General features: G+C 66.9%; 29 protein-coding genes. 15 read left to right on the forward strand and 14 right to left on the reverse strand.

Translation table 11 applies throughout. The annotated features are described in order from the left end of the window. Positions 1 to 3 precede the first annotated feature (3 nt). On the forward strand, positions 4 to 291 hold the full coding sequence (locus ACO07J_RS00640; RefSeq protein WP_300896081.1) for an HU family DNA-binding protein: 288 nt from the start codon (positions 4 to 6) through the stop codon (positions 289 to 291). 85 nt (positions 292 to 376) lie between these two features. Beyond that, entirely contained in the window at positions 377 to 1,270 is an 894-nt protein-coding gene (locus tag ACO07J_RS00645; RefSeq protein WP_422025323.1) for a DMT family transporter, read from the forward strand. A 24-nt stretch (positions 1,271 to 1,294) separates the two neighbouring features. Here the strand turns inward: ACO07J_RS00645 and ACO07J_RS00650 are convergent, their stop codons facing one another. Further along, complete coding sequence (locus tag ACO07J_RS00650; protein WP_422025325.1) at positions 1,295 to 1,636, reverse strand: DUF1330 domain-containing protein; 342 nt, start codon at positions 1,634 to 1,636, stop codon at positions 1,295 to 1,297. 3 nt (positions 1,637 to 1,639) lie between these two features. Continuing rightward, positions 1,640 to 2,044: a hypothetical protein gene (locus ACO07J_RS00655; protein WP_422025327.1), complete on the reverse strand. Its 405-nt coding sequence runs from the start codon at positions 2,042 to 2,044 to the stop codon at positions 1,640 to 1,642. 116 nt (positions 2,045 to 2,160) lie between these two features. Here ACO07J_RS00655 and ACO07J_RS00660 point away from each other — a divergent pair, with 116 nt between their 5' ends. Beyond that, the gene (locus ACO07J_RS00660; RefSeq protein ID WP_422025330.1) at positions 2,161 to 2,967 is read left to right on the forward strand and encodes a helix-turn-helix domain-containing protein; all 807 of its coding nucleotides are present in this window, start codon (positions 2,161 to 2,163) and stop codon (positions 2,965 to 2,967) included. Between the two features lie 6 nt (positions 2,968 to 2,973). Here the strand turns inward: ACO07J_RS00660 and ACO07J_RS00665 are convergent, their stop codons facing one another. Both ACO07J_RS00665 and aroC read right to left on the reverse strand, forming a co-directional pair. Continuing rightward, entirely contained in the window at positions 2,974 to 3,915 is a 942-nt protein-coding gene (locus ACO07J_RS00665; RefSeq protein ID WP_422025332.1) for an AEC family transporter, read from the reverse strand. After that, entirely contained in the window at positions 3,912 to 5,015 is a 1,104-nt protein-coding gene (gene aroC, locus ACO07J_RS00670) for a chorismate synthase (RefSeq protein ID WP_422025334.1), read from the reverse strand. Before aroC ends, ACO07J_RS00665 begins: the two co-directional genes overlap by 4 nt. Before the next feature lie 363 nt (positions 5,016 to 5,378). Here aroC and ACO07J_RS00675 point away from each other — a divergent pair, with 363 nt between their 5' ends. Continuing rightward, a complete protein-coding gene (locus ACO07J_RS00675; protein WP_422025336.1) occupies positions 5,379 to 7,025 on the forward strand; it encodes an ABC transporter substrate-binding protein in 1,647 nt (548 codons plus the stop codon). A 434-nt stretch (positions 7,026 to 7,459) separates the two neighbouring features. Here ACO07J_RS00675 and ACO07J_RS00680 read toward each other — a convergent pair whose 3' ends face one another. The 7 genes from ACO07J_RS00680 to ACO07J_RS00710 form a co-directional block, all read right to left on the reverse strand. Continuing rightward, complete coding sequence (locus ACO07J_RS00680) at positions 7,460 to 8,431, reverse strand: diguanylate cyclase (RefSeq protein WP_422025338.1); 972 nt, start codon at positions 8,429 to 8,431, stop codon at positions 7,460 to 7,462. Further along, complete coding sequence (locus ACO07J_RS00685; RefSeq protein ID WP_422025340.1) at positions 8,415 to 8,936, reverse strand: methanogen output domain 1-containing protein; 522 nt, start codon at positions 8,934 to 8,936, stop codon at positions 8,415 to 8,417. Before ACO07J_RS00685 ends, ACO07J_RS00680 begins: the two co-directional genes overlap by 17 nt. Positions 8,937 to 9,117: 181 nt before the next feature. Continuing rightward, positions 9,118 to 9,678, reverse strand: coding sequence for a F0F1 ATP synthase subunit B (locus ACO07J_RS00690; RefSeq protein WP_422025342.1), 561 nt, complete (start codon positions 9,676 to 9,678; stop codon positions 9,118 to 9,120). A gap of 5 nt (positions 9,679 to 9,683) precedes the next feature. Beyond that, a complete protein-coding gene (locus ACO07J_RS00695; protein WP_422025344.1) occupies positions 9,684 to 10,229 on the reverse strand; it encodes a F0F1 ATP synthase subunit B' in 546 nt (181 codons plus the stop codon). A gap of 88 nt (positions 10,230 to 10,317) precedes the next feature. Further along, positions 10,318 to 10,554 (reverse strand): F0F1 ATP synthase subunit C, encoded by a 237-nt coding sequence (locus tag ACO07J_RS00700; RefSeq protein ID WP_085799500.1) that lies wholly within the window; start codon positions 10,552 to 10,554, stop codon positions 10,318 to 10,320. A 46-nt stretch (positions 10,555 to 10,600) separates the two neighbouring features. After that, complete coding sequence (locus ACO07J_RS00705) at positions 10,601 to 11,395, reverse strand: F0F1 ATP synthase subunit A (RefSeq protein ID WP_300896065.1); 795 nt, start codon at positions 11,393 to 11,395, stop codon at positions 10,601 to 10,603. Continuing rightward, the gene (locus ACO07J_RS00710; RefSeq protein ID WP_422025347.1) at positions 11,385 to 11,726 is read right to left on the reverse strand and encodes an AtpZ/AtpI family protein; all 342 of its coding nucleotides are present in this window, start codon (positions 11,724 to 11,726) and stop codon (positions 11,385 to 11,387) included. The genes ACO07J_RS00705 and ACO07J_RS00710 overlap by 11 nt, the downstream gene beginning before the upstream one ends. A gap of 271 nt (positions 11,727 to 11,997) precedes the next feature. On the opposite strand from ACO07J_RS00710, the gene ACO07J_RS00715 reads away from it, so the two are divergent. Together ACO07J_RS00715 and ACO07J_RS00720 are read left to right on the forward strand one after the other, a co-directional pair. After that, positions 11,998 to 12,327, forward strand: coding sequence for an ArsR/SmtB family transcription factor (locus ACO07J_RS00715; protein ID WP_300896063.1), 330 nt, complete (start codon positions 11,998 to 12,000; stop codon positions 12,325 to 12,327). Next, positions 12,317 to 13,315, forward strand: a complete 999-nt coding sequence (locus ACO07J_RS00720) for a glycosyltransferase 61 family protein (protein ID WP_422025350.1) — start codon at positions 12,317 to 12,319, stop codon at positions 13,313 to 13,315. Before ACO07J_RS00715 ends, ACO07J_RS00720 begins: the two co-directional genes overlap by 11 nt. A 120-nt stretch (positions 13,316 to 13,435) precedes the next feature. Here the strand turns inward: ACO07J_RS00720 and ACO07J_RS00725 are convergent, their stop codons facing one another. Genes ACO07J_RS00725 through ACO07J_RS00735 form a run of 3 tightly spaced genes read right to left on the reverse strand, consistent with a single transcriptional unit; the run spans position 13,436 to position 15,954 of the window. Next, positions 13,436 to 14,323, reverse strand: a complete 888-nt coding sequence (locus tag ACO07J_RS00725) for a DMT family transporter (protein ID WP_422025352.1) — start codon at positions 14,321 to 14,323, stop codon at positions 13,436 to 13,438. Then, the gene (locus tag ACO07J_RS00730; protein ID WP_422025633.1) at positions 14,320 to 15,201 is read right to left on the reverse strand and encodes a LysR family transcriptional regulator; all 882 of its coding nucleotides are present in this window, start codon (positions 15,199 to 15,201) and stop codon (positions 14,320 to 14,322) included. Before ACO07J_RS00730 ends, ACO07J_RS00725 begins: the two co-directional genes overlap by 4 nt. Before the next feature lie 9 nt (positions 15,202 to 15,210). After that, a complete protein-coding gene (locus tag ACO07J_RS00735; protein ID WP_422025354.1) occupies positions 15,211 to 15,954 on the reverse strand; it encodes a class I SAM-dependent methyltransferase in 744 nt (247 codons plus the stop codon). Positions 15,955 to 16,057: 103 nt separating this feature from the next. On the opposite strand from ACO07J_RS00735, the gene ACO07J_RS00740 reads away from it, so the two are divergent. The 9 genes from ACO07J_RS00740 to ACO07J_RS00780 all read left to right on the forward strand — a co-directional run bounded on the left by ACO07J_RS00740 (position 16,058) and on the right by ACO07J_RS00780 (position 22,123). Next, complete coding sequence (locus ACO07J_RS00740; RefSeq protein ID WP_422025356.1) at positions 16,058 to 16,648, forward strand: FMN-dependent NADH-azoreductase; 591 nt, start codon at positions 16,058 to 16,060, stop codon at positions 16,646 to 16,648. A gap of 115 nt (positions 16,649 to 16,763) precedes the next feature. After that, on the forward strand, positions 16,764 to 17,270 hold the full coding sequence (locus tag ACO07J_RS00745) for a hypothetical protein (protein ID WP_422025357.1): 507 nt from the start codon (positions 16,764 to 16,766) through the stop codon (positions 17,268 to 17,270). Between the two features lie 208 nt (positions 17,271 to 17,478). After that, positions 17,479 to 18,993 (forward strand): signal recognition particle protein, encoded by a 1,515-nt coding sequence (ffh, locus tag ACO07J_RS00750; RefSeq protein ID WP_422025359.1) that lies wholly within the window; start codon positions 17,479 to 17,481, stop codon positions 18,991 to 18,993. Beyond that, on the forward strand, positions 18,990 to 19,550 hold the full coding sequence (locus tag ACO07J_RS00755) for a GNAT family N-acetyltransferase (RefSeq protein ID WP_422025361.1): 561 nt from the start codon (positions 18,990 to 18,992) through the stop codon (positions 19,548 to 19,550). Before ffh ends, ACO07J_RS00755 begins: the two co-directional genes overlap by 4 nt. After that, entirely contained in the window at positions 19,547 to 20,116 is a 570-nt protein-coding gene (locus tag ACO07J_RS00760) for a GNAT family N-acetyltransferase (protein ID WP_350131127.1), read from the forward strand. Before ACO07J_RS00755 ends, ACO07J_RS00760 begins: the two co-directional genes overlap by 4 nt. Next, on the forward strand, positions 20,116 to 20,640 hold the full coding sequence (locus ACO07J_RS00765; RefSeq protein WP_422025364.1) for a GNAT family N-acetyltransferase: 525 nt from the start codon (positions 20,116 to 20,118) through the stop codon (positions 20,638 to 20,640). The genes ACO07J_RS00760 and ACO07J_RS00765 overlap by 1 nt, the downstream gene beginning before the upstream one ends. Beyond that, positions 20,637 to 21,227 (forward strand): GNAT family N-acetyltransferase, encoded by a 591-nt coding sequence (locus ACO07J_RS00770; RefSeq protein ID WP_422025366.1) that lies wholly within the window; start codon positions 20,637 to 20,639, stop codon positions 21,225 to 21,227. Before ACO07J_RS00765 ends, ACO07J_RS00770 begins: the two co-directional genes overlap by 4 nt. A 1-nt stretch (position 21,228) precedes the next feature. Beyond that, positions 21,229 to 21,834 (forward strand): GNAT family N-acetyltransferase, encoded by a 606-nt coding sequence (locus tag ACO07J_RS00775; RefSeq protein ID WP_422025367.1) that lies wholly within the window; start codon positions 21,229 to 21,231, stop codon positions 21,832 to 21,834. Beyond that, the gene (locus ACO07J_RS00780) at positions 21,827 to 22,123 is read left to right on the forward strand and encodes a chorismate mutase (RefSeq protein ID WP_350158603.1); all 297 of its coding nucleotides are present in this window, start codon (positions 21,827 to 21,829) and stop codon (positions 22,121 to 22,123) included. Before ACO07J_RS00775 ends, ACO07J_RS00780 begins: the two co-directional genes overlap by 8 nt. The last annotated feature ends 41 nt before the right edge of the window (positions 22,124 to 22,164 follow it).

Consider the following 22,164-nt stretch of genomic DNA (forward strand, 5'->3'; position numbering starts at 1 on the left):
AAAATGGCAAAACCGATGACGAAAACGCAGTTGGTTGCAGCCCTCGCAGACGAGATGGGCGGCGACAAGAAAACCGCAAGCGCGGCACTGGATGCGGTTGTCAACGTGATCACCCGCGAAGTGTCGGGCGGTGGCGCGGTCACCCTGCCCGGCGTCGGCAAGATCTACTGCCGCGAACGCCCGGCGCGGACCGTGCGCAACCCCGCCACCGGCGAACAGATCCAGAAGCCGGCGGACAAGGTCGTGAAAATGACCATCGCCAAGGCCCTCAAGGACAGCGTGAACGACTGACCTTGTAATCGGCACGAGTTTCGGAAAGGGTCGCCCCCGCAAGGGGCGGCCCTTTTCTGTTGCAGTGTCGGGGGACGGGAAAATCATGGATATCCGGGCAATCGTCATGGGGCTGGCCTTCGCCTTCATGTGGTCCAGCGCCTTCACCTCGGCCAAGTTCATCGTCGTCGCCGCCCCGCCCGTCTCGGCCCTGGCGCTCCGCTTTCTCATCTCGGGGCTGCTGGGTGTGCTCATCGCCCGGATGCTGGGCCAAAGCTGGAAACTCACCCCGGCGCAATGGCGGGCCACGATCATCTTCGGGATCTGCCAGAACGCGCTCTATCTCGGGCTCAACTTCGTCGCCATGCAGACGGTCGAGGCCTCTCTCGCCGCCATCATCGCCTCGACCATGCCGCTTCTGGTGGGGCTGGCCAGCTGGGCCATCTTCGGCGAAAGGATCGGCCCGCTCGGGGTGTTCGGCCTCGTCGCCGGGGTGATCGGCGTCGCCATCATCATGGGTTCGCGGCTTCAGGGCGGGGCCGACATGTACGGCGTCATCCTCTGCGTGCTTGGCGTCATCGCGCTGACCTTCGCCACCCTCGCCGTGCGCGGGGCCACCTCGGGTGGTAATTTCCTGATGGTCGTGGGGCTGCAGATGCTGGTGGGCAGCGCGGCGCTCGGCCTCTTCGGCGCCGCCACCGAAACCATCGAGATCGCGTGGTCCTGGCAACTCGTCGCCGCCTTCGCCTATACCACGCTGGTCCCGGGGCTGGCGGCCACGCTCGTCTGGTTCCTGCTGGTCGACCGCATCGGTGCCATCAAGGCGGCGACCTTCCACTTCCTCAACCCGTTCTTCGGCGTGGTCATCGCCGCGGTGATCCTCAGCGAGCGGCTGGGAATGTGGGACATCCTCGGCGTGCTGGTGGTCACCGGCGGCATCCTCGCCGTGCAGCTTTCGCGCCAACGCCAGAAACCGGCCGGGGCGGCGGCACAAACCTGACACCGCCCCGGCCGGCTCCCGGCCTCAGCCGAGGATATCCGTGGCCGCGTGCCCCTCGCCGACCCCGTCGATCAGGATCGCAAGACCTTTCGAATGCCCGGTCCTGAGCGGCAGGATCGCCTTGTAGGCGCGCGAGTCGTACCAGCCCCGTGCCGCCGCAAGGTCGGGAAACTCGATCACGATCAGGTCGCCGGTCCACGTGCCCTCCAACTCCGTCACCGGGCCGCCATGGATGATGAACCGCCCGCCGAACGGCGCCAACGTCTCGTCGATCCCCTCGAGATAGGCCACGATCTCGGGCCCCATCTCGACCTCGTGCAACAGCCCTACGGCATAGGCCTTCGCGGTCCTGTCCTGCATCGCCATGGCTCAAACCTCCTGCCTGTGCGGGCAAGTCGCGCGCAGGGCCAGCTGTTCCAGCCGGGCCAGCACGGCCACGAACGCCGCCTGCCCCAGCACGAAGGCCACGCCCAGCGCGTTCGGCGTGACCACACCCGCCAGCAATGCGACACTTGCGATAACCCACAGCACGTTGCCGAGGATCACCAGCATCACCGCCGGCTGGTTACCGGGCAACCACAGCGCCACCGCGGCCATGTAGGCCGCCACCGGAAACAGGATCGCGCCCGCCCAGAACAGAAGCGGCGCGGGCAGGGCCAGCAGCCCGGCCAGCGGGTCGGACAGTACGACAAGCCCCGCGCCCATGCCGACACAGGCGGCGGCATCGAACAGCAGGATCGGACGAAGAGCATTGCGGATTTGCACAGGTGCCATGGGAAAACTCCTTGTCTGGCATTTCAGTCATGCCCTGGAATCTGCCCATCCCGGGGCACCCCGTCGATTACGCCCAAGGTAATTGGCCTCAGCGCCCGCCGCGGTATGATCCCCCCATGACAACCGCAACCACCCCCTCCCCCGATTTCGGCCCGATGCTCCGCCTCTGGCGCAATCGCCGATCCCTCAGCCAGCTCGCGCTCTCCGCCGACAGCGAGATTTCCCAGCGCCACCTGAGCTTCATCGAATCCGGCCGCAGCCGCCCCAGCCGTGACATGGTCCTGCGGCTGGCGGAAACGCTGTCGATCCCCCTGCGCGACCGCAACGCCCTGCTGGTCGCGGCGGGCTTCGCGCCTGCCTATCGCGAACGCCCCGCAGACGATCCCGAAAGCGCGGCGGCGCAACGGGCCGTGCAGCTCATCCTCAAGCACCACGAGCCCTTCCCCGCGCTCGCCATCGACCGGCACTGGACCATGCTCCACGCCAATGCCGGCATCACCGCCCTGCTCGACGGGATCGACCCGGCCCTGCTCGAACCGCCCGTCAACGCCCTCCGCCTTACGCTTCACCCCAGCGGCCTCGCCCCGCGCATCGACAATTTCCGCGAATGGCGCACGCATATCTTCCACCGACTGAACGGCCTGATCGACCAGACGGCCGATCCCGGACTCGTCACCCTGCTGGAAGAGCTGAAATCCTACCCCGTGCCACCCGGCGCCGCGCCCTACCGGCCTGGCGACATGGTCCACCCGGCCGGCATTGCCATCCCGTTCCGCCTGCGCACCGAACATGGCGTGCTCAGCTTCCTGAGCACCACCACCGTCTTCGGCACCGCGCTCGACATCGCGCTCTCGGAACTCGCCATCGAGACCTTCCTGCCCGCCGACGACCGCACCGCCGCCCTTCTCATACCCGGCGGCTGACCGCGGTCAAAGAAGCCACAGCACCACCGACAGCGTCACGAAGGACGACGCCACTGCCGTCAGCAGCGCGATCGAGGCAATCCCGTCATGCCCGAAGGGCTGCGCCAGGATGATATAGATGCTGAACATCGGGATCGCCGCCGACAGGATCACGGCCTGCCGGAATTCCTCCGGCAGCGCGAACAGCCCGGTCATCGAGCAGACCGCCACCGCCCCCGCCGCCATCAGCGGATGCAGCACCAGCTTGCCCGCCGCAATCCCGCCCGCCAGCGCCCGGTCGCCCCGCATCGGCAGGCCGTAAAGCGTGCCCCCGATCACCACCAGCGCCAGCGCGCTGGCCGACCCGGCCAGGATCGACAGGAACCGCTCCAGCGGACCGGGATACGGCAGGCCCGTCACCGACACCACCAGCCCCAGGATCAACCCGATCACGAAGGGCCGGCTGAAGAAATCCCGCGCGATCCCGCCCAGCACGCCGGCAATTGTCCGTCCCGGCCGCGGCCGGGACAGGTCCAGCAGGATCAGCCCCAGCGGAATCAGGATCACGTTCTCGACAAGGAAATTCAGCACCAGCACCTGCCCGGCGATATCCGGCAGCGTCAGCAACAGCGCCGGGTAGCCCACGAAGGCCGAGTTCGGCACGGCCATCCCCATCACCGCCACCGCCCGCCGCGCCGGCCCGGTGCCCGTCAGCGTCACGGCAACGTATCCCACCAGCATCGTCGCCAGCCCGGCCGCCAGGAACGCCGCCATATAGCCGGGGTGCAGCACCTCGCCCAGGTCCCGCCCCGCCACCGCGTTGAACAAAAGCGCCGGTAGCGCGATGTTCAGCACGTAGCGCCCCAGCACCTTCATGTCGTCGCTGCTGAACAGCCCGAAGGCGACCGTGCCATAGCCAAGCCCGATCGCCGCAAAGAGCGGGAATGTAATCGAAAGAACCTCGATCACGGGCCGATCTGGCCGCGCACTCCGCCGGTCTGGGCTCTGTCGAGCAGCAGGTGGTCGAGGATCACGCAAGCCACCATCGCCTCGCCCACCGGCACGGCGCGGATACCGACGCAGGGGTCATGCCGCCCCTTGGTCACCACCTCCGTCGCCGAACCGTCCAGCCGGATCGACCGGCGCGGCGTCAGGATCGACGAGGTCGGCTTCACCGCGAAGCGCACCACGATATCCTGACCGGTGGAAATCCCTCCCAGAATGCCGCCCGCATGGTTCGACGAATATTCCGGGCCATCCTCGCCCATGAATATCTCGTCGGCATTGGCCGTGCCCGTCAGCCTGGCCGCCGCCATCCCCTCGCCGATCTCCACGCCCTTCACGGCATTGATCGACATGCAGGCCGCCGCCAGGTCGGTGTCGAGCTTGCCATAGACCGGCGCCCCCAGCCCGGCCGGCACGCCCCGCGCGCAAATCTCGATCTCGGCGCCCACCGAGTTCTGGCCCTTGCGGATCTCCTGCAGGTATTTCTCCCACTCCGGCAGCGCCTGCGCATCCGGCATCCAGAAATCGTTCTGCCCGATGGTGGCCCAATCGAACCGACTACGGTCGATCTCCATCTCGCCCATCCGGGTCATGTAGCCGGTGATCTGAAGCCCCGGCACCAGCGCGTTCAACGCCGCGCGCGCCAGCCCGCCGGCCGCAACCCGCGCCGCCGTCTCCCGTGCCGAGGATCGCCCGCCGCCGCGATAATCCCGCAGCCCGTATTTCTGGTGATAGGTGATATCCGCGTGACCCGGCCGGAAGGTCTGGGCGATCTCGCCGTAATCCTTCGACCGCTGGTCGGTGTTCTCGATCATCAGCTGCACCGGCGTGCCCGTGGTCTTCCCCTCGAACACCCCCGACAGGATCTTCACCGCGTCCGGCTCTTTCCGCTGCGTCGTATGCTTGCTCTGCCCCGGGCGCCGCTTGTCCAGCCATTGCTGCAGGAACGCCTCGTCCACCGGCACGCCCGGCGGACAGCCATCCACCGTCGCCCCCAACGCGGGCCCGTGGCTTTCGCCCCAGGTCGTGACCCGAAAGACATGTCCGAACGTGTTGAGGCTCATGGCGCCCTCCTTGCTTTGCCTGAATTAGCCGCGCACCGTCCGGGCCTCAAGCCCAATCCCCACACAAGGCCCCCGCCCTGGCCCCGATCCGTGGCCGCCAGGGGCGTAGGACCGCCTGATTGAACAGTGCTGTCCAATTATCCGGCACACAACACCCACCTATGTCGCAAACAGACATGATCCTGTCGAAAAAATTACAGGCCGACGCCGATGTCGCCCTCATTCTCACCTAACCCCCGGCCAGTTATCGCGGCAACATTCGCGCCGAGGAATCACTGGATCATCATCATGTCTGGGGTAAGGTTGACCCGGGATACGCAACTAGAAACACCTCGCAGATTACCACCAACAGGGAGAACAAGAATGACAGAGGACACACGGACGCAAGCCGTTCGCCCCGTCGTCCGCCAGCTCGCGGAAGACGTGAAGGCCGGCAAGCTCGACCGCCGCGAATTTCTCGCGATGGCCACCACCTTCGGCGCCACCTCGGCCGCGGCCTATGGCCTGATCGGCATGGCCGCCCCCACCCCGGCCCACGCCCAGGAAGAGCCCAAGAAGGGCGGCATCCTGCGTGTCGCCAGCCGCGTCCTGGAAATCCAGGACCCGCGCAAGTTCGCCTGGACCGAGCCGGGCAACCTCGTCCGCCAGTTCTGCGAACCGCTGGTCCGCTGGGACGTCGATTTCAGCTTCAAGCCGATGCTGCTGGAAAGCTGGGAAGTGTCGGATGACGCCACCACCTACACCCTCAATGTCCGCCAGGGCGTCGAGTGGAACAACGGCGACACCTTCAACGCCGACGACGTGATCCACAACATCACCCGCTGGTGCGACAAGACGGTCGAGGGCAACTCGATGGCCTCGCGCATGTCGCCGCTGATCGACCCCGAAACCAACAAGGCCGCCGAAGGCGCGATCGAGCGCGTCGACGACTACACCGTCAAGCTGAACCTGCCGCGCCCCGACATCTCGCTCATCGCGGGCATGTCCGACTACCCGGCGCTGATCGTGCACCGCAGCCATGGCGATGACAGCGACCTGTCGAAATCGCCCATCGGCACCGGCCCGTTCGAATTCGTGTCGATGGAAATCGGCACCGGCGCCGAGGTCAAGCGCCGCGAGAACGGCAAATGGTGGGGCGGCGAGGCCTATCTCGACGGCGTCAAGTTCATCGACTTCGGCACCGACGGCGCGGCCATCGTGGCGGCCTTCGACGGCGGTGAAATCGACATCAACGACGAGACCACCGCCGACTTCATCGACACGCTCGATGGCCTCGGCCTGGTCAAGCAGTCGAAGGCGACCGCCAACACCATCGTCGCCCGGATGCGGGCGGACACCGAGCCCTACACCAGCAAGGAGCTTCGCAACGCCATTCAGATGGCGGTCGACAACCAGATCGCGCTGCAGCTCGGCATCAACGGTGACGGCATCCCGGCCGAGAACCACCACGTCGCGCCGTTCCACCCGGAATATGCCGAGATTCCGAAGAAGGCGCCCGATCCGGCTGCCGCCATCGAGATGGCCAAGGCGGCCGGCCATGGCGACACCGAGCTCGAGCTCATTTCGATCGACGGCGACTGGCGCACGGTGACCACCGACGCCATCGGCGCGATGCTGCGCGAGGCCGGCTTCAACATCAAGCGCACGGTGATCCCCGGCTCGTCCTTCTGGAACGACTGGACGAAATACCCGTTCTCGACCACCAACTGGGGCCCGCGCCCGCTGGGGGTTCAGGTTCTGGCCCTGGCCTACAAGTCGGGCGAGGCGTGGAACGAGTCGGCCCATAGCAACCCCGAGTTCGACTCGACGCTGGAAGAGGCGCTGGGTGTATTCGACGCCGACGAGCGCCGCGAGCTGTCCGCCAAGCTGCAGACCATGCTGCAGGATGACGGCGCGATCGTGCAGCCGTACTGGCGCAACCAGACCAAGCACCACACCGACGCGGTCAAGAACAACTTCGTCCACCAGTTCCGCGAGATGTTCTTCGAAGAAACCTGGCTCGACGCCTGACCCGGGTTTCGACTTCGGACCAATCAAGCCCGGCGGCGCCCCGTGCGTCGCCGGGTTTTCCGTTCCCGCCACTCGCGTTCTGCGAAAAGACGGCCGTTTCTCGAAATGATTCGCCCGAAACGAATCACTTCCTGTTGACCGATTCGCAGCGATTCGCCTATACCTTGAAAGACAGCAAAAGCGCGCCGGGCCAGCCCGGACAGCGCCGCGAAACGGGGAGCAGGCCGTGAAACAATCGGCAAGGGGACACATCGCGGGTACCACGGCAAACCGCCGACGGAACGCCGCCCCCGTCATCGCCTCTCCCACCCGAGTATCCTTCCGCACGGCGCACGCCGTCCGGATATCCTTCGTGCCGAGGGCCTGACCAACAGGCGCCGGCACATCCCAACACGTGGCAGGAGTGATTGAGGGGCCGGTTCAACGGCCTCCTTTCATTTTGCGGGTTGGCGCGTGGGAAGCGGCCGGGCCTCGGCCTTGTTCGCGTACATCCGGCTGTCGGCGATCCGTTTCAACTCGGCATAGCCGGTGGCGTCATCCGGGCAACAGGCGGCGCCGGCCGCGGCGGTCATGCAGATCTCGGTCAGCTGACCGGCGCGCCCCACCAACGCGTAAGGCACCGACACGCGCGCCTGCAGGCTGGCCAGAACCTCGGGCACCGCTTCCGCCTCGGTGCCGGGCATCCACAGCGCGAACTCGTCGCCACCCATGCGGCCCGTCGCCACCCAGCTGTGCGGCGGGAACGTCAGCGCCTGCGCCACGTGCTTGAGCAGCTTGTCCCCCGCCTCGTGGCCATGCACGTCGTTCACATGCTTGAACTCGTTGAGGTCGAGAAAGATCAGCGCCCCGTGCCGGCCCGGCCGGTCGACCAGCGCATGGCGCACCTTCTCCTCGAACGCCCGCACGTTCAGCAGACCGGTCAGCGGGTCGGTCTCGCTCAGCCGCTTGAGCTGTGCCGCCTCCTGCCTCAGGGCCCGCTGCCGCCGCTGGCTGTGGTCGATCTGCTGCCGGAACTTGCGGGAATCCGATTTCAGGTTGAGGAACTTGCCGATCAGCGCGCTGGCATTGTCCGCCACCAGCAGGATCAGCCCGTTGCCGCGCCCATCCGGCCCCCGCAGCATCGACCCCTGGAAGATAACCGGCTTGCCGTCGGCAAACTCGAGCCGCAGATAGGCCGGGGCACTGCTTCGCACCAGTCGGGCAAGCCGATTGCACAGGTGCGATTCCGGGGTCAGCAGAACATCCTGAAGCGGCGTCCCCGCGGTCTTGCCGATCAGGGCCATCGCCCGGGCATTGGCGCAGTGGACGTGACCCGTGGGATCGATCACCATTGCCGGTTGCTTCAGGGCCGTGACGACCGTGCTGATCCCGGCAAGCGTCGGATCGCACTCATCTGAAGAACTCAAACCCGTCTCCCGCGTCATCGTCCTGCAGGCTCACCCGGACGCGACAGCCCGGGTGGCCGGTCGCGATCGCATTGTCGATATTCACCCGCGCATAGCCCCGCGCATCCGACACGATGCGCCCGAACACGTTGGTCGTCATCATGCAAAGCGACGGGCGCCCCTGCACCCGGTCGGCGAAGGGACAGACACTGTTGATCAGCACGATCTCGGAATCGCTTACCGTCTCGACCGTGAAATTCCCGCCGATCCGCCGTTTCAGGTCCGACAGGATCGCCGCCAGCGCCCCCGGCTCCTCGGGAAGCCCGTCCAATGCCTCGGCATATCGCCGGCTGATGGCGGCCCCAAGCTCGTCCCCCACCTGCCCGACGAAAGACGACGCCTCGACCAGGCCGATCGTGTCTTCCAGTTCGCCGGCAAGCGTGGTGGCAATATCGGCGAAGAATTCCGGCTGACCAAGTTCGATCTCAAGGGCCTCGATTTCCCCTGCTGTGTGGTCCAAACCCATTGCATACACCCGTACAAAACAAACGTCTGGTGGCATGGGCCTGCCGCGCCACCGCTGATTTCCGCAGCATTGGCGCAAATACCTAATTTTAGGTGAACCGGCCCCCGGATTACACGCGGCCGGCCAAAAAAAACGGGCCGCGCATTGCGGCCCGCCTGCAGGATCGTCCGAAAGGCGCTGCTCAGTGCAGCTTGGCCTCCACGTCGGCGATCGACTCGTCGATCAGCTTGTTGGCCTGCGTCGCGGAGATTTCCTTCGCCACCACTTCCTTGGCCACGGCCACTGCCACGGTCACGGCCCGGTCGCGCACTTCCTTGACCGCGCTCGCCTCGGCCGAGGCGATCTGGTCTTCGGCGGCCCGGATCCGGCGCTCGATCGACACTTTCAGGTCGGCCTTGGCCTTCTCGGCGGCCTCCGCGGCCTCCTGCTTGGCATGGGCGACGATGCGGTCCGCCTGGCCCTGCACCTCTTTCTGCTTGCGCTCGTAGCTGGCCAGCAGCGTCTGCGCCTCCTCGCGGATGGCGCGCGCCTCGTCCAGCTCCGACTTGATGCCCTCGGCCCGCTTGTCCAGCTGCTTGCCCACAAGGCCGGGCACCTTGAGATAGAGAAGGATTGCGATGAAAAGCAGGAACGAGATCAGCACCACGAAATTGGTGTTCGACAGCGAGAAGAACGGGCCCGTCGCGGCCAGTGCGGGGCTGCCGGCGGTCAGCGCGGCGAATGTTGCGATCAGCTTCTTCATGTCGCTTACCCCTTGACCCGCGTCTGAACCGCGTTGGAAATCGTCTTGTCGTCGGCCTTGATGCCAAGCACCGCGACCAGCTCCTTCGCCGTCGCCTCGGCCACGTCCTTGACGCTCTCCATCGCGGAGGCGCGGATCTCGCCGATTTTCTTTTCGCCCTCGGCCGCCTTGGCGGCAATCTCGGCATCGGCCTTGGCCGTGGCCTCGTCCAGCTCGGCCTTGATGTCGGCCTTGGTGGCGGCGATGATGTTCTGGGCTTCCGCCCGCGCATCGGCCAGCGCCTTGTTATACGCTTCCTCGGCCTCGGAGGCTTTCGCCTTGAGGTCCTCGGCCGCGGCCAGATCGTTGGTGATGGTCCCCTGACGCTCGGCCAGAACCGCGGCGATGCGCGGCAATGCGAGGCGCGACAGGATGAAGAAGATCACGATCAGCGTGACGACCAGCCAGAAGATCTGGTTGCCCATCCAGTCGGGGCACAACTGCGGCATGCCGACCGCGCCGCCACTACTGTCGACGCAGGCACTTACAGTTTCATGCGTTTCGCTTGCCATGACGTCCTCCTTGGGAACTTTCCGAATACACCGGGCGGCTGCGCGTGTCGCGCCGCCACCCGGCCGTAAGGATCAGGTTCCGCAGGGTTTAGACGGCAAACATCAGCAGAAGCGCGACGAGGAACGAGAAGATCCCCAGGGCTTCCGAGAACGCGATACCGATGAACATGGTTGCGGTCTGGCCACCGGCCGCCGACGGGTTGCGCAGGGCGCCCGACAGGAAGTTACCCACAACGTGGCCCACACCGACAGCTGCACCGCCCATGCCCGTACAGGCAAGACCAGCACCGATGTAAGCACCCATTTGTACGACGTCGCCTTCCATTTCATGTCTCCTTACGTTGGAATTGGCAAAAAAGGTTGTTCGATCCCTAGTGGTGCGGATGCAGCGCATCCTTCAGGTACACGCAGGTCAGGATCGTGAACACGTAGGCCTGGATGAAGGCCACGAGCATTTCGAGCGCGTAGATCGCAGTGATCGCCACGATCGACAGCGGGGTCACGACAAGGCCGATCCCCGCGGAAATCAGGATCATCGGCGCGAAGGCCGCGAACACCTTGATCACGGCGTGGCCGGCCATCATGTTGCCGGCAAGACGGATCGAGTGGCTGACCGGGCGCACGAAGTAGGAAATCACCTCGATCAGCGCCAGGATCGGCCGCAGCGGCAGCGGCGCGGCGCTGATCCAGAACAGGCTGAGAAAGCCGGCACCGTGCTTGACGAAACCCAGGATGGTGACCGTCAGGAACACCGCCATCGCCAGCACCGCCGTCACGCCGATATGGCTGGTGGTGGTGAACGAGCCGGGCAGCAGGCCCAGGAAGTTCGAGAAGACGATGAACATGAACAGCGTCATGATATAGGGGAAATACGGCAGCGCGTCCTTGCCCGCCACGTCCTCGACCATCTTGCGGATGAAGCCATAGGCAAGCTCGGCGATCGACTGGATGCGCCCCGGCACCAGCGACCGGCTCGAGCTTCCCAGCACCAGCAGCGCGAAGATGCACAGGATCGTCAGCGCCATCCACAGCGTCACGTTGGTGATGGTGAACATGCCCACCGGCCCGTCGCCGAACAGCGGCTTGACGATGAACTGGTCCATCGGGTGGAAAACCAGCCCGCCCTCTTCTGCGTGTTCGGCACCGTTCGCTGCTTCAGTCGCCATCTTTCATCCTCTTGTCTTCCGCCCCGTCGGGCGCGTCGTCCGCCTGCTGGATTTCCTTCGCGCTCCGCATCATCGTCTTGATGCCGGCCACGAAGCCCAGCAATGTAAAAATCACGAGGAAGACCGGAAGCGTGCCGAAAAGGCTGTCCAGCCCGAACCCCATGCCGAAACCGATCGCCAGACCGGCCACGAGTTCGATCACCATCCGCCACGCAAGATGCGCCTGGCTGTAGTGCTGTTCCTGGTGCGGCTTCGGGGTGTCCTTGCCTTTCAGCCTGTTGATCCTCGCCTCGAGCTGCGCCATGCGCTCGCTGTCATCTGGATCGGTCACCCTTGCCCCTCCGGAACGGTTGCGCCTTTGCTATGCGCGGGCGGGCCCCGAGTCAAGCGCGCGCGGCACCGCAGAAACCGGCCTGCAAGCCATTGGTTTCAAATTACTTTCCAATCCCCGTCAATCACCTCCACCACCCGCCGCGCCCCACGTCGCGCCGCAAACCCCGGATTCCGCATATTCAACCATTCGGTTGAGGTTACCGCGCCCGGACGGCCCGCACGCATCATCCCCGTTGACGGCGGCGGCCCGAGCGGGCTTAACAGGTGCCATGTCTCACCCGCTCGATGCCGCCTTCTCGGCCCTTGCCGACCCCACGCGCCGCGCCATCCTCACCATGCTGCTCGAGGATGACATGGCCGTCACCGACGTGGCCGAGCCCTTCGACATGTCGCTCGCGGCCATCTCCAAGCATCTCGGCATCCTCAGCCGCGCGGGCCTCATCACCCAGGAACAGCGCGGCCGGGTGAAATGGTGCAAGCTCGAACCCGACGCCCTGCGCGACGCCTCGATCTGGATGCAAAGCTTCGGCCAGTTCGAGGCGGTCAATCTCGACGCCTTCGAACGCTTCCTCGCCTCCGAGCTTGCCGATGACCGCTGACCACATCCCGCTCTCGCCCGACCGCCTGCCACCGGCCATCGTCGAGCGGCTGCAACTGCCCCTCGTCATGCCGATGGAGCCAGGCCCCGAGGCCGCCTGCGGCGTCTTCCGCGCCGATGGCAGCTTCCGCCAGATGTCGCGTACGCTCCTCTCCGGCGCCCGCCTCTCCGGCATCCCGCAGCTCGAACAGACCCCCTTCGCTGAAATCGTCCCCGGCCGCTGGCTCTTCGTCGGCATCGGGCGGCACCATTTCGGCCATTTCGTCGTCGAGACCCTGATCCGCCTCTGGGCCCTCGGCCCCTACCGGGACGAGCTCGACGGCATCGTCATCATCCCCAAGGACGGCATGGACTTCTCCGTCGCGCTAGACCGCCGCTACGGCAGCTTCCTGTCGATGCTGACCGAGGGCCTGCCGGTCCACCTCGCCAAGTATCCCAGCCGCTACGAAACCCTGCTCCTGCCCTCGCCCGGCTTCGGGCCGCTGGGCTGGGTCGCGGGCACCGATATCTACCGCCGCGAAATCCGCGCCCGCATCGCCCGCCACATCAGGCCGGATGGTCCGGAAAAACTCTACATCTCCCGCTCCGCCCTCAAGCAGGAGGAAAAGCAGGTCCATGACGAACAGAAGATCGAGGACCTGATGCGCCGCGCGGGCTACCACATCTTCCACCCTCAGGACCACACGATCGAGGAACAGCTCGCCTTCTACATGGCCGCCCGCACCCTCGTCGGCGGCGACGGCTCGGCCTTCCACCTCGCGCCCTTCTCGATGCAGCCGGGCGCCCGCGTCGGCCTGATCCAGCGCCGCCACCGGCCCAAGGTCTTCGACGCCTTCACCGCCCAGATCGAGGCCTTCGCGCAGTCCGAAGTCAGCCTGATCCGCCCGGTACTGCCGAAAACCGAGGACACCCCCCACCCGAGCGAGGCCGCCACCCCGATCGACTTCGCCGTGGTGGAAGAGGAACTCGACAGCGCCGGCTTCCTCTAGCCCCGCACCACGTCGCGGCGGCGCACGACCCCGGCTTCTTCTGGCCAAAAATATCCCCGCCGGAGGCACCGGAAAATCCCATTTTCCGGTCAATTTTCCGCCCCGGAAAATTCCCCCGCCTCAGCCCGGGTGCTCGTCCTTCAGCAGAAGCACCAGCGCCACCACCGTCATGCCGACCCCCAGCAGCACCATCCCCGGCGGCAACCCCTTGCCCAGCGCCGCCTGCCAGCAGGCCACCCATGTGGGCGTCAGGTAAGTATAGGCCATCACCTTCGCACTCGGCAGCCGCAGGCTGGCGAACTGCAACAGCACGAAGGTCACCGCCGTCGCCATCACCGCCGTGTAGGCGATCGTCACCCAGACGATCGGCGGCAGCGTCGCCCACTCGGTCGCGATCAGCTTTTGCCACCCGGCCGCCGTCACCAGCACCGTCGCCCCCACCATCGCCCCGAAAGAGAACACCACCGGCTTCTCCCCGCGGTTCAGCAGCCGCACCATCGGCGTATAGACCGCATGCGCCACGCAGCCCCAGAAATAGACGATCTCGCCGCGCCCCACCTCGAAGGCCGCCACGTCCTGCCAGCTCGCGTCGAAGATCACCCACAGCGCGCCCACCGCCCCCACGGCCAGCGCCAGCGCCATCCGCGCCGTCGTCACCTGGCGCAGGAGCAGGTAGCCGAACACCCCCGACAGGATCGGCGTCAGCGTGAACACCGCGGCGGCCGACACCGGCTCGGCGGTCTTCAGCCCCTCGAACATCAGCACGAAGTACAGCCCCATCGACCCGCCCAGCAGCAGGTACCGCCACGGCGCCGCGAAGGCCTTGCGCGGAATGCCGGCCACCACGTGCGCCGCCACGCCCAGGATCACCGACGCGGCCATGAACCGCACGGCGTTCAGCACCACCGGCTCCACATGGTTCGCCGCCATCGAGCCCAGCGCGAACGACCCGGCGACCAGCGCCGAGAAGCAGAGCATCGCCAGATGCCCCTTCATCGCTTCGGTCATAGGTCCTCCCAGGCCTTCGCACGATCCTTCAGGAAGGCCAGGAAGGCCTGCACCTTGGTGGTCCGGTGCAGGTCCATATGCGTGACCAGCCACAGCGGCGCCGCCCATTCCTCGCGCGGTTCGGTCACCTCGACCAGCCCGCCCATCTCCTCGGCCTGCAGCCGCGACATGAACCCGATCCCGGCGCCTTCGCGGATCGCCCGCCGCTGGGCATGCACGTCTCCGCTCCGGAAAGTGATGCACTCCACCGGCACCGTCTCGCGCAGCCAGCGCGAGAACGGCGCGCGCGACTTGGGATCGTCGGCACTGACGAACCGGTGCTTGTGATACTCGCTCACATCCTTCGGCAACCCGTGGGCCGCGGCATAGCCTTCGCTGGCGAACAGCGTGATCCGCTGCTTGTGGAAGGGCTGGACCACGTTGTCGGGCTGGTCCGGCGGGTTGCCCGCCCGCACCGCCACATGCGCCTCGCCGTATTCCAGCCGGAACAGCCGCTCGCCGGTCAGGAAGCGCACCACGATCTCCGGGTGCTCCTTCTGGAAATCCGCCAGCACCGGCACCAGCAGGTGGCTGAGCCCGCCCAGCGTGGTCACCACCAGTTCGCCCGACACGTCGTTGCCGCGCCCCTTGATCCGGCCGGCCAGCTGGCTGAACTGGTCATCCGTCGCCTGCGCCACGCGCAACAGGTCCTCGCCGGCTTCGGTGGGCGTATAGCCCCGCGCATGCCGCTGGAACAGCTTCACGCCCAGCCGCTCCTCCAGCGCGTCGATATGCCGGATCACGGTGGCGTGGTGCACACCCAGCACCTCCGCCGCGCCGCTCACCGTCCCGATCCGGGCGACGTTATACGCCGTCCGGATTTCATCCCAGTTGTCCATCGGCATCGCCTATCCTCCGGTTTGCGCCGCCAGCGCGGCAGGTTTGCGCCATTCCATCATCAGCAGATAGGGCGCGCGGTTGTAGCGATCGGCCTTCGCCCCTCCCACGGCCCGCGGCTCGTCGAAATGCTCCAGTTCCAGCCCGAGCCCCAGCAGCGTCTGCATGTACCACGCCAGCGGACGGTGCCAGTTGAGGATCGACATCCCCTTCCATTCGGCGCGAAACGCGTGGTGCTCGAAATACCGGTCCACCACCATGCGCGCCGCGACATCCTCGTCGCGTGCCCAGCCATCCGCCTTGGTCTGCGACGCGGTCAGCCACCCTTGCAGGTTGGCGATCAGCAGCCGCCCCCCGGGGGCCAGCACCCGCGCCATCTCGGAAAGCCCGGCCCGCGCGTCGGCAATGTCGATCAGCGTCAGGTAACTCACCACCAGATCGAAGGCGCCGTCACCGAACGGCATGTCCTCGGCCCGGCCTTCGACGAAAACGGCGCCGCCGCGTTCCCGCGCCGTATCAAGCAGCGCCGGCGTCGGGTCGAGCCCCGTCACCTCGGGCACCTGCGCCGCCATCATCCGACAGAACCGGCCCTCGCCACAGCCCACGTCCAGCGCACGCCGCGCCCCGCCGACCCGCTCCAGCATCGGCGCGTCGAGAACCTGCGCCCGGCTGAAATCCCCGTCGCGGCCCACATGCTCAAGCCACGCGGCGGCCGACCGGGCCCAGCCATCATCCATGTCGTCCCTCGGGTTCATGTGCGAATATCAACATAGCCTATCACTTTCCTAGCGTTGCGTTCGCGTCAGCACAAGCCAATCTTCATGCCAATCGCAACCAACCTTCCAAGGAACCCATCCCATGACCCACACCATCCTGCATATCGACACCTCCGCCCGGCATACCGGATCCGTCAGCCGCGATCTCTCGGCGCGGATCGTCGCCGACCATCCCGGCGCCCGCGTGATCACCCGTGACCTCGCCGACGCGCCCCTGCCCCAGATCACCGAAGACTGGGTCGCCGCCAACTTCACCCCCGCTGACAGCCGCACCCCGGCCCAGCAGGCCGTGCTTGCCCAGTCCGACGCGCTCGTCGCCGAGCTGAAACAGGCCGACACCGTCGTCATCGGCCTGCCAGTCTACAATTTCAACGTGCCCACCGCGCTCAAGGCATGGATCGACCTCGTGGCCCGCGTCGGCCTGACCTTCCGGTATACCGAGAACGGCCCCGTCGGCCTGCTCGCCGGCAAGCGCGTCATCGTCGCGCTCGCCTCGGGCGGCACCGAAGCCGGCTCCGACATCGACCACGCCACGCCCTACCTGAAATTCATCCTCGGCTTCATGGGCATCACTGATGTCACCATGATCGCCGCCGACCGGCTGGGCATCGACGCCGAGGCCAGCATGGACAAGGCGCTGGCCCAACTGGCCGAACTGCGCACCGCCGCCTGACCGGCCGGCTGAATTCATGAGCAATCCGCCGCCCGCCTCGCCGCGGGCGGCGGTTTTTTCGCCCGCTCCCCCGCCGAATTTGCTATCTTGCGTACAAACGGCGACCGGGAGGCCAATGAAGATACGACGCAACACGCCCGACCTTCTGGTCGCCGAGCAGGTGCCGCTGCTGCTGGCCATCGTGCTGTTCGCCTTCGTCATGGCCTTCGTGACACCCGGCGTCATGCTGGTCTTTGCCGGCGAATGGCTGGGGCTCGCCTTCGGCGGGCTGGGCGGCGGCCTCGGCTTCGCGGCAATCTGCGTGTTCGTCGAACGGCTTCAGGTCATCCTCGACACGTCCAACAGGACCGCCACGATCCGCCGCCGGACCGTGCTCAGCCAGCAGGAGGTCGTTCTGCCGCTGGTCGAGCTCGTCCGCGCCACGACCGAAAGCACCTACAGCTCGGGCGAGACCCGCCAGCGCCTCTTTCGCCCGACCCTCGTGCTCGACGACGGCACCGGCGCGGGCGAGGTGCTCCACCCGATCACCAACGTCTACTCCTCCGGCACTGGCGCCGCCCGCCTCGTCGCCGCTATCAACGACTGGCTCGCCGTCAGCCGCCGCACCAGCCAGCCCGCCTGACCCTGCCGCGGCAGCCTTCACTTGACTCGCCGGCGCTTTCGGCTTAACCGACCCCAAATTTCCGGAAGTCCGTAAAGCTTCCGGTCCCATGGGCCCGGCCCGGGATCGCCCCCCACCAGCGAGTTTCGCCCGTGGGGGCGTTTATGATTTGAACCGCCTCTCCTATGTTCGGGGGGCATGACAGTAACCGGCGAAGGAGGCCGCAGGCATGTTTGAAAATCTATCAGAACGCCTATCCGGCGTCCTCGACCGGCTGACGAAACAGGGCGCGCTGTCCGAAGACGACGTCAAGACCGCCCTGCGCGAGGTTCGCGTCGCGCTGCTCGAGGCCGACGTCTCCCTCCCCGTCGCGCGCGAGTTCATCAAGAAGGTACAGGACCAGGCCACCGGCCAGGCGGTGACGAAATCCGTCACCCCCGGCCAGCAGGTCGTCAAGATCGTCCATGACGCGCTGGTCGACACGCTGACCGGCGAAGGCGACCCCGGCGCCCTCAAGATCGACAACGCGCCCGCCCCGATCCTCATGGTCGGCCTGCAGGGCTCGGGCAAGACCACCACCACCGCCAAGCTCGCCAAGCGCCTCAAGGAACGCGACGGCAAGCGCGTGCTCATGGCCTCGCTCGACGTCAACCGCCCGGCGGCCATGGAACAGCTCCAGATCCTCGGACAGCAGGTCGGTGTCGACACCCTGCCCATCGTCAAGGGCGAAGACCCGGTCACCATCGCCAAGCGCGCCAAGACGCAGGCCTCCCTCGGCGGCTATGACGTCTACATGCTCGACACCGCCGGCCGCCTCCACATCGACGCCGAGCTGATCCAGCAGGCCGCCGATGTCCGCGACGTCGCCAACCCGCGCGAAACCCTGCTCGTGGTCGACGGCCTGACCGGCCAGGATGCCGTCAACGTCGCGACCGAGTTCGACGACAAGATCGGCGTCACCGGCGTCGTCCTCACCCGGATGGATGGCGACGGCCGCGGCGGCGCCGCCCTCTCGATGCGCGCCATCACCGGCAAGCCCATCCGCTTCGTCGGCACCGGCGAGAAGATGGACGCCATCGAAACCTTCGAGCCCGAGCGCATCGCCGGCCGCATCCTCGGCATGGGCGACATCGTCTCGCTCGTCGAAAAAGCCCAGCAGACCATCGAGGCCGAACAGGCCGAGCGCATGATGAAGCGCTTCCAGAAGGGTCAGTTCAACATGAACGACCTGAAGATGCAGCTCGAGCAGATGCAGAAGATGGGCGGCATGGAAGGCATGATGGGCATGATGCCCGGCATGGGCAAGATGGCGAAACAGATGGAAGGCGCCGGCATCGACGACCGGATGCTCGTCCAGCAGATCGCCCTGATCCAGTCCATGACCAAGAAGGAGCGCGCCAACCCCAAGATCCTCCAGGCCTCCCGCAAGAAGCGCATCGCGGCGGGCGCCGGCATGGAAGTCTCCGAGCTCAACAAGCTGCTCAAGATGCAGCGGCAGATGGGGGACATGATGAAGAAGATGGGCAAGATGGGCAAAGGCGGCATGCTGAAACAGGCCATGAAGCGCATGTTCGGCAAGGGCGGCCCCTCGCCCGAGGAGATGGCCCAGGGCATGGACCCCAAGGCGCTCGAACAGGCCGCCCGCCAGATGGGCTCGGGCCGCGGCATGCCCGGCGGCTTCCCCGGCATGGGCGGTGGCCAGTCCCTGCCGCCGGGCCTCAGCGGGTTTGGCAAGAAGAAATGAACGGCGCGGCCCGGATATCCGGCCCGGCGGCTGACGGCGCGGGGGCAATTCCCCGGCTCGAGACCGTGCGCCTGATTCTCCGCGCCCCGCGCGTCGAGGAATTCGAGGCCTATTGCGCCTTCGTCGCCAGCGACCGCGCGGCGCACATGTTCCAGCTCGACCGCCCCGCCGCGTGGAAGGAATTCGCCGCCGAGCTGGGCCACTGGCCGCTCTTCGGCTACGGGCCCTGGCATGTCGAACGCCGCGAGGATGGCGCACTCGTCGGCGCGGTCAGCATCCTCAACCACGACACCTACCCGGAAACCGAGATCGGCTGGCACCTCTATGACGGGTTCGAGGGCCAAGGCTACGCCTTCGAGGCCGCCACCGCCGCCCGCGACTGGGCCTTTGCCGAACGCGGCCTGCCCACGCTGGTCAGCTATATCAGCCCCGGCAACACCCGCTCCATCGCGCTGGCCGAACGCCTCGGCGCAACCCTCGACCGCGACGCGCGCGGCGAAGACGAAACCGACCTCGTCTACCGCCACGCCCGCCCCGCCGAAAGGGCCGCGCAATGACCCTCGCGCTGCACATCCCCCGGCTGGAAACGCCCCGCCTGATCCTGCGCGCGCCCGAGCCTGCCGATTTCGAGCCGCTCTGCGCCTTCCTCACCGACCCGGTCCGCGCCTGGGGCTTCGGCGTCGAGAAAGACCGCCCGACCGCCTGGCGCTGGTTCGCCGCCAATATCGGCCACTGGGCCCTGCGCGGCTACGGCTACTTCACCATCGAGATGAAAGAAACCGGCGAGGCTTGCGGCATCTCCGGCATATGGGAGCCCGAGGGCTGGCCCGAACCCGAGGTGGGCTGGGTCGTCTTCGACGGCTACGAGGGCAAGGGCATCGCCTACGAGGCCGCCACCCGCGCCCGCGACTGGGCCTATACCGATCTCGGCCTGACCACGCTCACCTCGAACATCGTGCCCGGCAACACCCGCTCGGTCGCGCTGGCCGAACGCATGGGCGCCACCTACGAGCGCACCTACCACAACCCCAACATGGGCGAGGACATGCTCTATCGCCACCCGGGCCCCGCGGCGCTCGGGCTCGAGACCGACAATGACGGCAGCCCGGAGGCTTACGCCTGATGTCGCTGCCCCCCTCCGTCCCCGTGATCGAAACCGAAGACCTGATCCTGCGCGGCTACCGCGAACAGGATTTCGAAGCCTTCGCCCGCTTCGCCGCCTCCGACCGCGCCCGCTTCGTCGGCGGGCCGCAGGCGCGCTACGACAGCTGGCGCTCCTTCATGGCGGGCATCGGCCACTGGTCGCTCCGGGGCTACGGCATGTGGATGCTCGAACACCGCGAAACGGGCGAGGCCGCGGGCCGTGTCGGCGTGATCTACAATGACGGCTGGCACGAGCCCGAGCTGGGCTGGCACATCTACGACGGGTTCGAGGGCCGCGGCTATGCCTACCAGGCCTGCCGTGCCGCCCGCCGGCACGCGGCCGAAGAACTCGGCATGAACGCGATCATGTCCTACATCGCCCCCGACAACACCCGCTCCCTCCGCCTGGCCCAACGCCTCGGCTGCTGGCACGAGCGCGATGTCGAGGTGCTGGGCAGCCCCTGCCAGCTCTGGCGCCACCCGACCGAACTGGTGGGCGCATGACCCACCCGATCCCCTTCCACGAAACCCCGCCCACCGGCGCCACGGCCGATCTCGCCGCCCGGATACAGGCGCTGATCCCGGTGCTGGAAACCGAACGCCTGGTCCTGCGCGCCCCCCGGATCGAGGATTTCGAGGCCTTCGCCGCCATGGTCGACGGGCCGCGCGGGTCGTTCTTCGGCCACCCGCAAACCCGCGCCGACGCGTGGGAGATCTTCATGCAGCTCACCGGCACCTGGCCCCTGCGCGGCCACGGCGCCTGGACGATCACCGACCGCGCCTCCGGCGCCGTGCTGGGCATGGTCCTGATCGGCGCCGAACCCGGCGACATGGAGCCCGAGCTCGGCTGGGCCGTCACCCCCGAAGCCGAAGGCCGCGGCATCGCCTTCGAGGCGGCACAGGCCGTCCGCGACCACGCCTTCGGCCCGCTCGGCCTGACCCGGCTGGTCAGCTACGTGGATGCCGACAACATCCGCTCCGTCGCGCTGGCCGAACGCCTGGGCGCCACCCGCGACCAGGCCGCCGAAGCCGCCCTGCCCGAGGCCGACCGCTGCGCGGTCTACCGCCATTCCGCACCGGGGGGCCGCTGACATGGCCACCGCACAGATCCCCGTCCTCGAAACGCGCCGCCTCTCCCTGCGCGGGCCGGAGCCGCAGGACTATCCGGATTTCAAGGCCACCTTCGCCTCCTACCGCTCGCGCTTCATGGGCGGGCCGCTCAACCCGTACGAGACCTGGATGCTCTACGCCGCCGAGATCGGCCACTGGACGATCCGCGGCTACGGCATGTGGATGATCCACGACAAGGAAACCGACCGCACCCTCGGCATGGCCGGCGGCTGGTTCCCCGCGGCCTGGCCCGAACGCGAACTCGCCTGGATCATCTGGCCCGAAGAGGCCGGCAACGGCTACGCGCTCGAGGCCACCCACCGGGTCCGCAAGCACCTCTATGCCGATCTCGGCTGGGATAACGCGGTCAGCTACATCGACCCCAAGAACCTCGATTCCATCCGCCTCGCCGAACGGCTGGGCGCGGTCCGCGACCCCGACGCCGCCACCATCGACGGCAACGACACGGTCTACCGCCACCCCGCGCCCGAACGCCTTCAATCCGGCCAGCTCCGCGACGGGATCGAACTCGAAATCGAGCATTACTGCGACCCGCTCTTCAAACCGAAGGGGATGCCCATTGACTGACGCAACCACCCGCGCCGCCTCGCTCCTCAAGGAGCACCGCGAGAGCATCGACAGGCTCGACGCGATCCTCGTCTACACGCTCGGCGAGCGCTTCAAACACACCCAGGCCGTGGGCAAGCTCAAGGCCGAACATGACCTTCCCCCGTCCGATCCGGCCCGCGAAGAGGCCCAGATCGCACGGCTCGAAGACCTGGCGACCCAGGCCGATCTCGACCCGGATTTCGCCAAGAAGTTCCTGAACTTCATCATCGCCGAGGTGATCCGGCATCACCAGCAACACCAATCGTAGGGCGGGTCACCCCGCCGAACCAACGCCATTCAAAAGGAGAA

It is taken from the genome of Roseovarius sp. (genome assembly GCF_965228755.1).
GTDB lineage: Bacteria > Pseudomonadota > Alphaproteobacteria > Rhodobacterales > Rhodobacteraceae > Roseovarius.

Excerpts from the sequence above, each read along its gene's own strand:
- ACO07J_RS00700 (WP_085799500.1), bottom strand. The coding sequence starts at position 10,554 with ATGGAAGGCGACGTCGTACAAATGGGTGCTTACATCGGTGCTGGTCTT.
- ACO07J_RS00655 (WP_422025327.1), bottom strand. The coding sequence starts at position 2,044 with ATGGCACCTGTGCAAATCCGCAATGCTCTTCGTCCGATCCTGCTGTTC.
- ACO07J_RS00725 (WP_422025352.1), bottom strand. The coding sequence starts at position 14,323 with ATGACCGAAGCGATGAAGGGGCATCTGGCGATGCTCTGCTTCTCGGCG.
- ACO07J_RS00740 (WP_422025356.1), top strand. The coding sequence starts at position 16,058 with ATGACCCACACCATCCTGCATATCGACACCTCCGCCCGGCATACCGGA.
- ACO07J_RS00645 (WP_422025323.1), top strand. The coding sequence starts at position 377 with ATGGATATCCGGGCAATCGTCATGGGGCTGGCCTTCGCCTTCATGTGG.
- ffh (WP_422025359.1), top strand. The coding sequence starts at position 17,479 with ATGTTTGAAAATCTATCAGAACGCCTATCCGGCGTCCTCGACCGGCTG.
- ACO07J_RS00735 (WP_422025354.1), bottom strand. The coding sequence starts at position 15,954 with ATGAACCCGAGGGACGACATGGATGATGGCTGGGCCCGGTCGGCCGCC.
- ACO07J_RS00675 (WP_422025336.1), top strand. The coding sequence starts at position 5,379 with ATGACAGAGGACACACGGACGCAAGCCGTTCGCCCCGTCGTCCGCCAG.
- ACO07J_RS00660 (WP_422025330.1), top strand. The coding sequence starts at position 2,161 with ATGACAACCGCAACCACCCCCTCCCCCGATTTCGGCCCGATGCTCCGC.
- ACO07J_RS00730 (WP_422025633.1), bottom strand. The coding sequence starts at position 15,201 with ATGGACAACTGGGATGAAATCCGGACGGCGTATAACGTCGCCCGGATC.
- ACO07J_RS00760 (WP_350131127.1), top strand. The coding sequence starts at position 19,547 with ATGACCCTCGCGCTGCACATCCCCCGGCTGGAAACGCCCCGCCTGATC.
- ACO07J_RS00775 (WP_422025367.1), top strand. The coding sequence starts at position 21,229 with ATGGCCACCGCACAGATCCCCGTCCTCGAAACGCGCCGCCTCTCCCTG.
- ACO07J_RS00755 (WP_422025361.1), top strand. The coding sequence starts at position 18,990 with ATGAACGGCGCGGCCCGGATATCCGGCCCGGCGGCTGACGGCGCGGGG.
- ACO07J_RS00690 (WP_422025342.1), bottom strand. The coding sequence starts at position 9,678 with ATGAAGAAGCTGATCGCAACATTCGCCGCGCTGACCGCCGGCAGCCCC.
- ACO07J_RS00745 (WP_422025357.1), top strand. The coding sequence starts at position 16,764 with ATGAAGATACGACGCAACACGCCCGACCTTCTGGTCGCCGAGCAGGTG.
- ACO07J_RS00770 (WP_422025366.1), top strand. The coding sequence starts at position 20,637 with ATGACCCACCCGATCCCCTTCCACGAAACCCCGCCCACCGGCGCCACG.
- ACO07J_RS00715 (WP_300896063.1), top strand. The coding sequence starts at position 11,998 with ATGTCTCACCCGCTCGATGCCGCCTTCTCGGCCCTTGCCGACCCCACG.
- ACO07J_RS00695 (WP_422025344.1), bottom strand. The coding sequence starts at position 10,229 with ATGGCAAGCGAAACGCATGAAACTGTAAGTGCCTGCGTCGACAGTAGT.
- ACO07J_RS00705 (WP_300896065.1), bottom strand. The coding sequence starts at position 11,395 with ATGGCGACTGAAGCAGCGAACGGTGCCGAACACGCAGAAGAGGGCGGG.
- aroC (WP_422025334.1), bottom strand. The coding sequence starts at position 5,015 with ATGAGCCTCAACACGTTCGGACATGTCTTTCGGGTCACGACCTGGGGC.
- ACO07J_RS00765 (WP_422025364.1), top strand. The coding sequence starts at position 20,116 with ATGTCGCTGCCCCCCTCCGTCCCCGTGATCGAAACCGAAGACCTGATC.
- ACO07J_RS00640 (WP_300896081.1), top strand. The coding sequence starts at position 4 with ATGGCAAAACCGATGACGAAAACGCAGTTGGTTGCAGCCCTCGCAGAC.
- ACO07J_RS00650 (WP_422025325.1), bottom strand. The coding sequence starts at position 1,636 with ATGGCGATGCAGGACAGGACCGCGAAGGCCTATGCCGTAGGGCTGTTG.
- ACO07J_RS00685 (WP_422025340.1), bottom strand. The coding sequence starts at position 8,936 with ATGGGTTTGGACCACACAGCAGGGGAAATCGAGGCCCTTGAGATCGAA.
- ACO07J_RS00720 (WP_422025350.1), top strand. The coding sequence starts at position 12,317 with ATGACCGCTGACCACATCCCGCTCTCGCCCGACCGCCTGCCACCGGCC.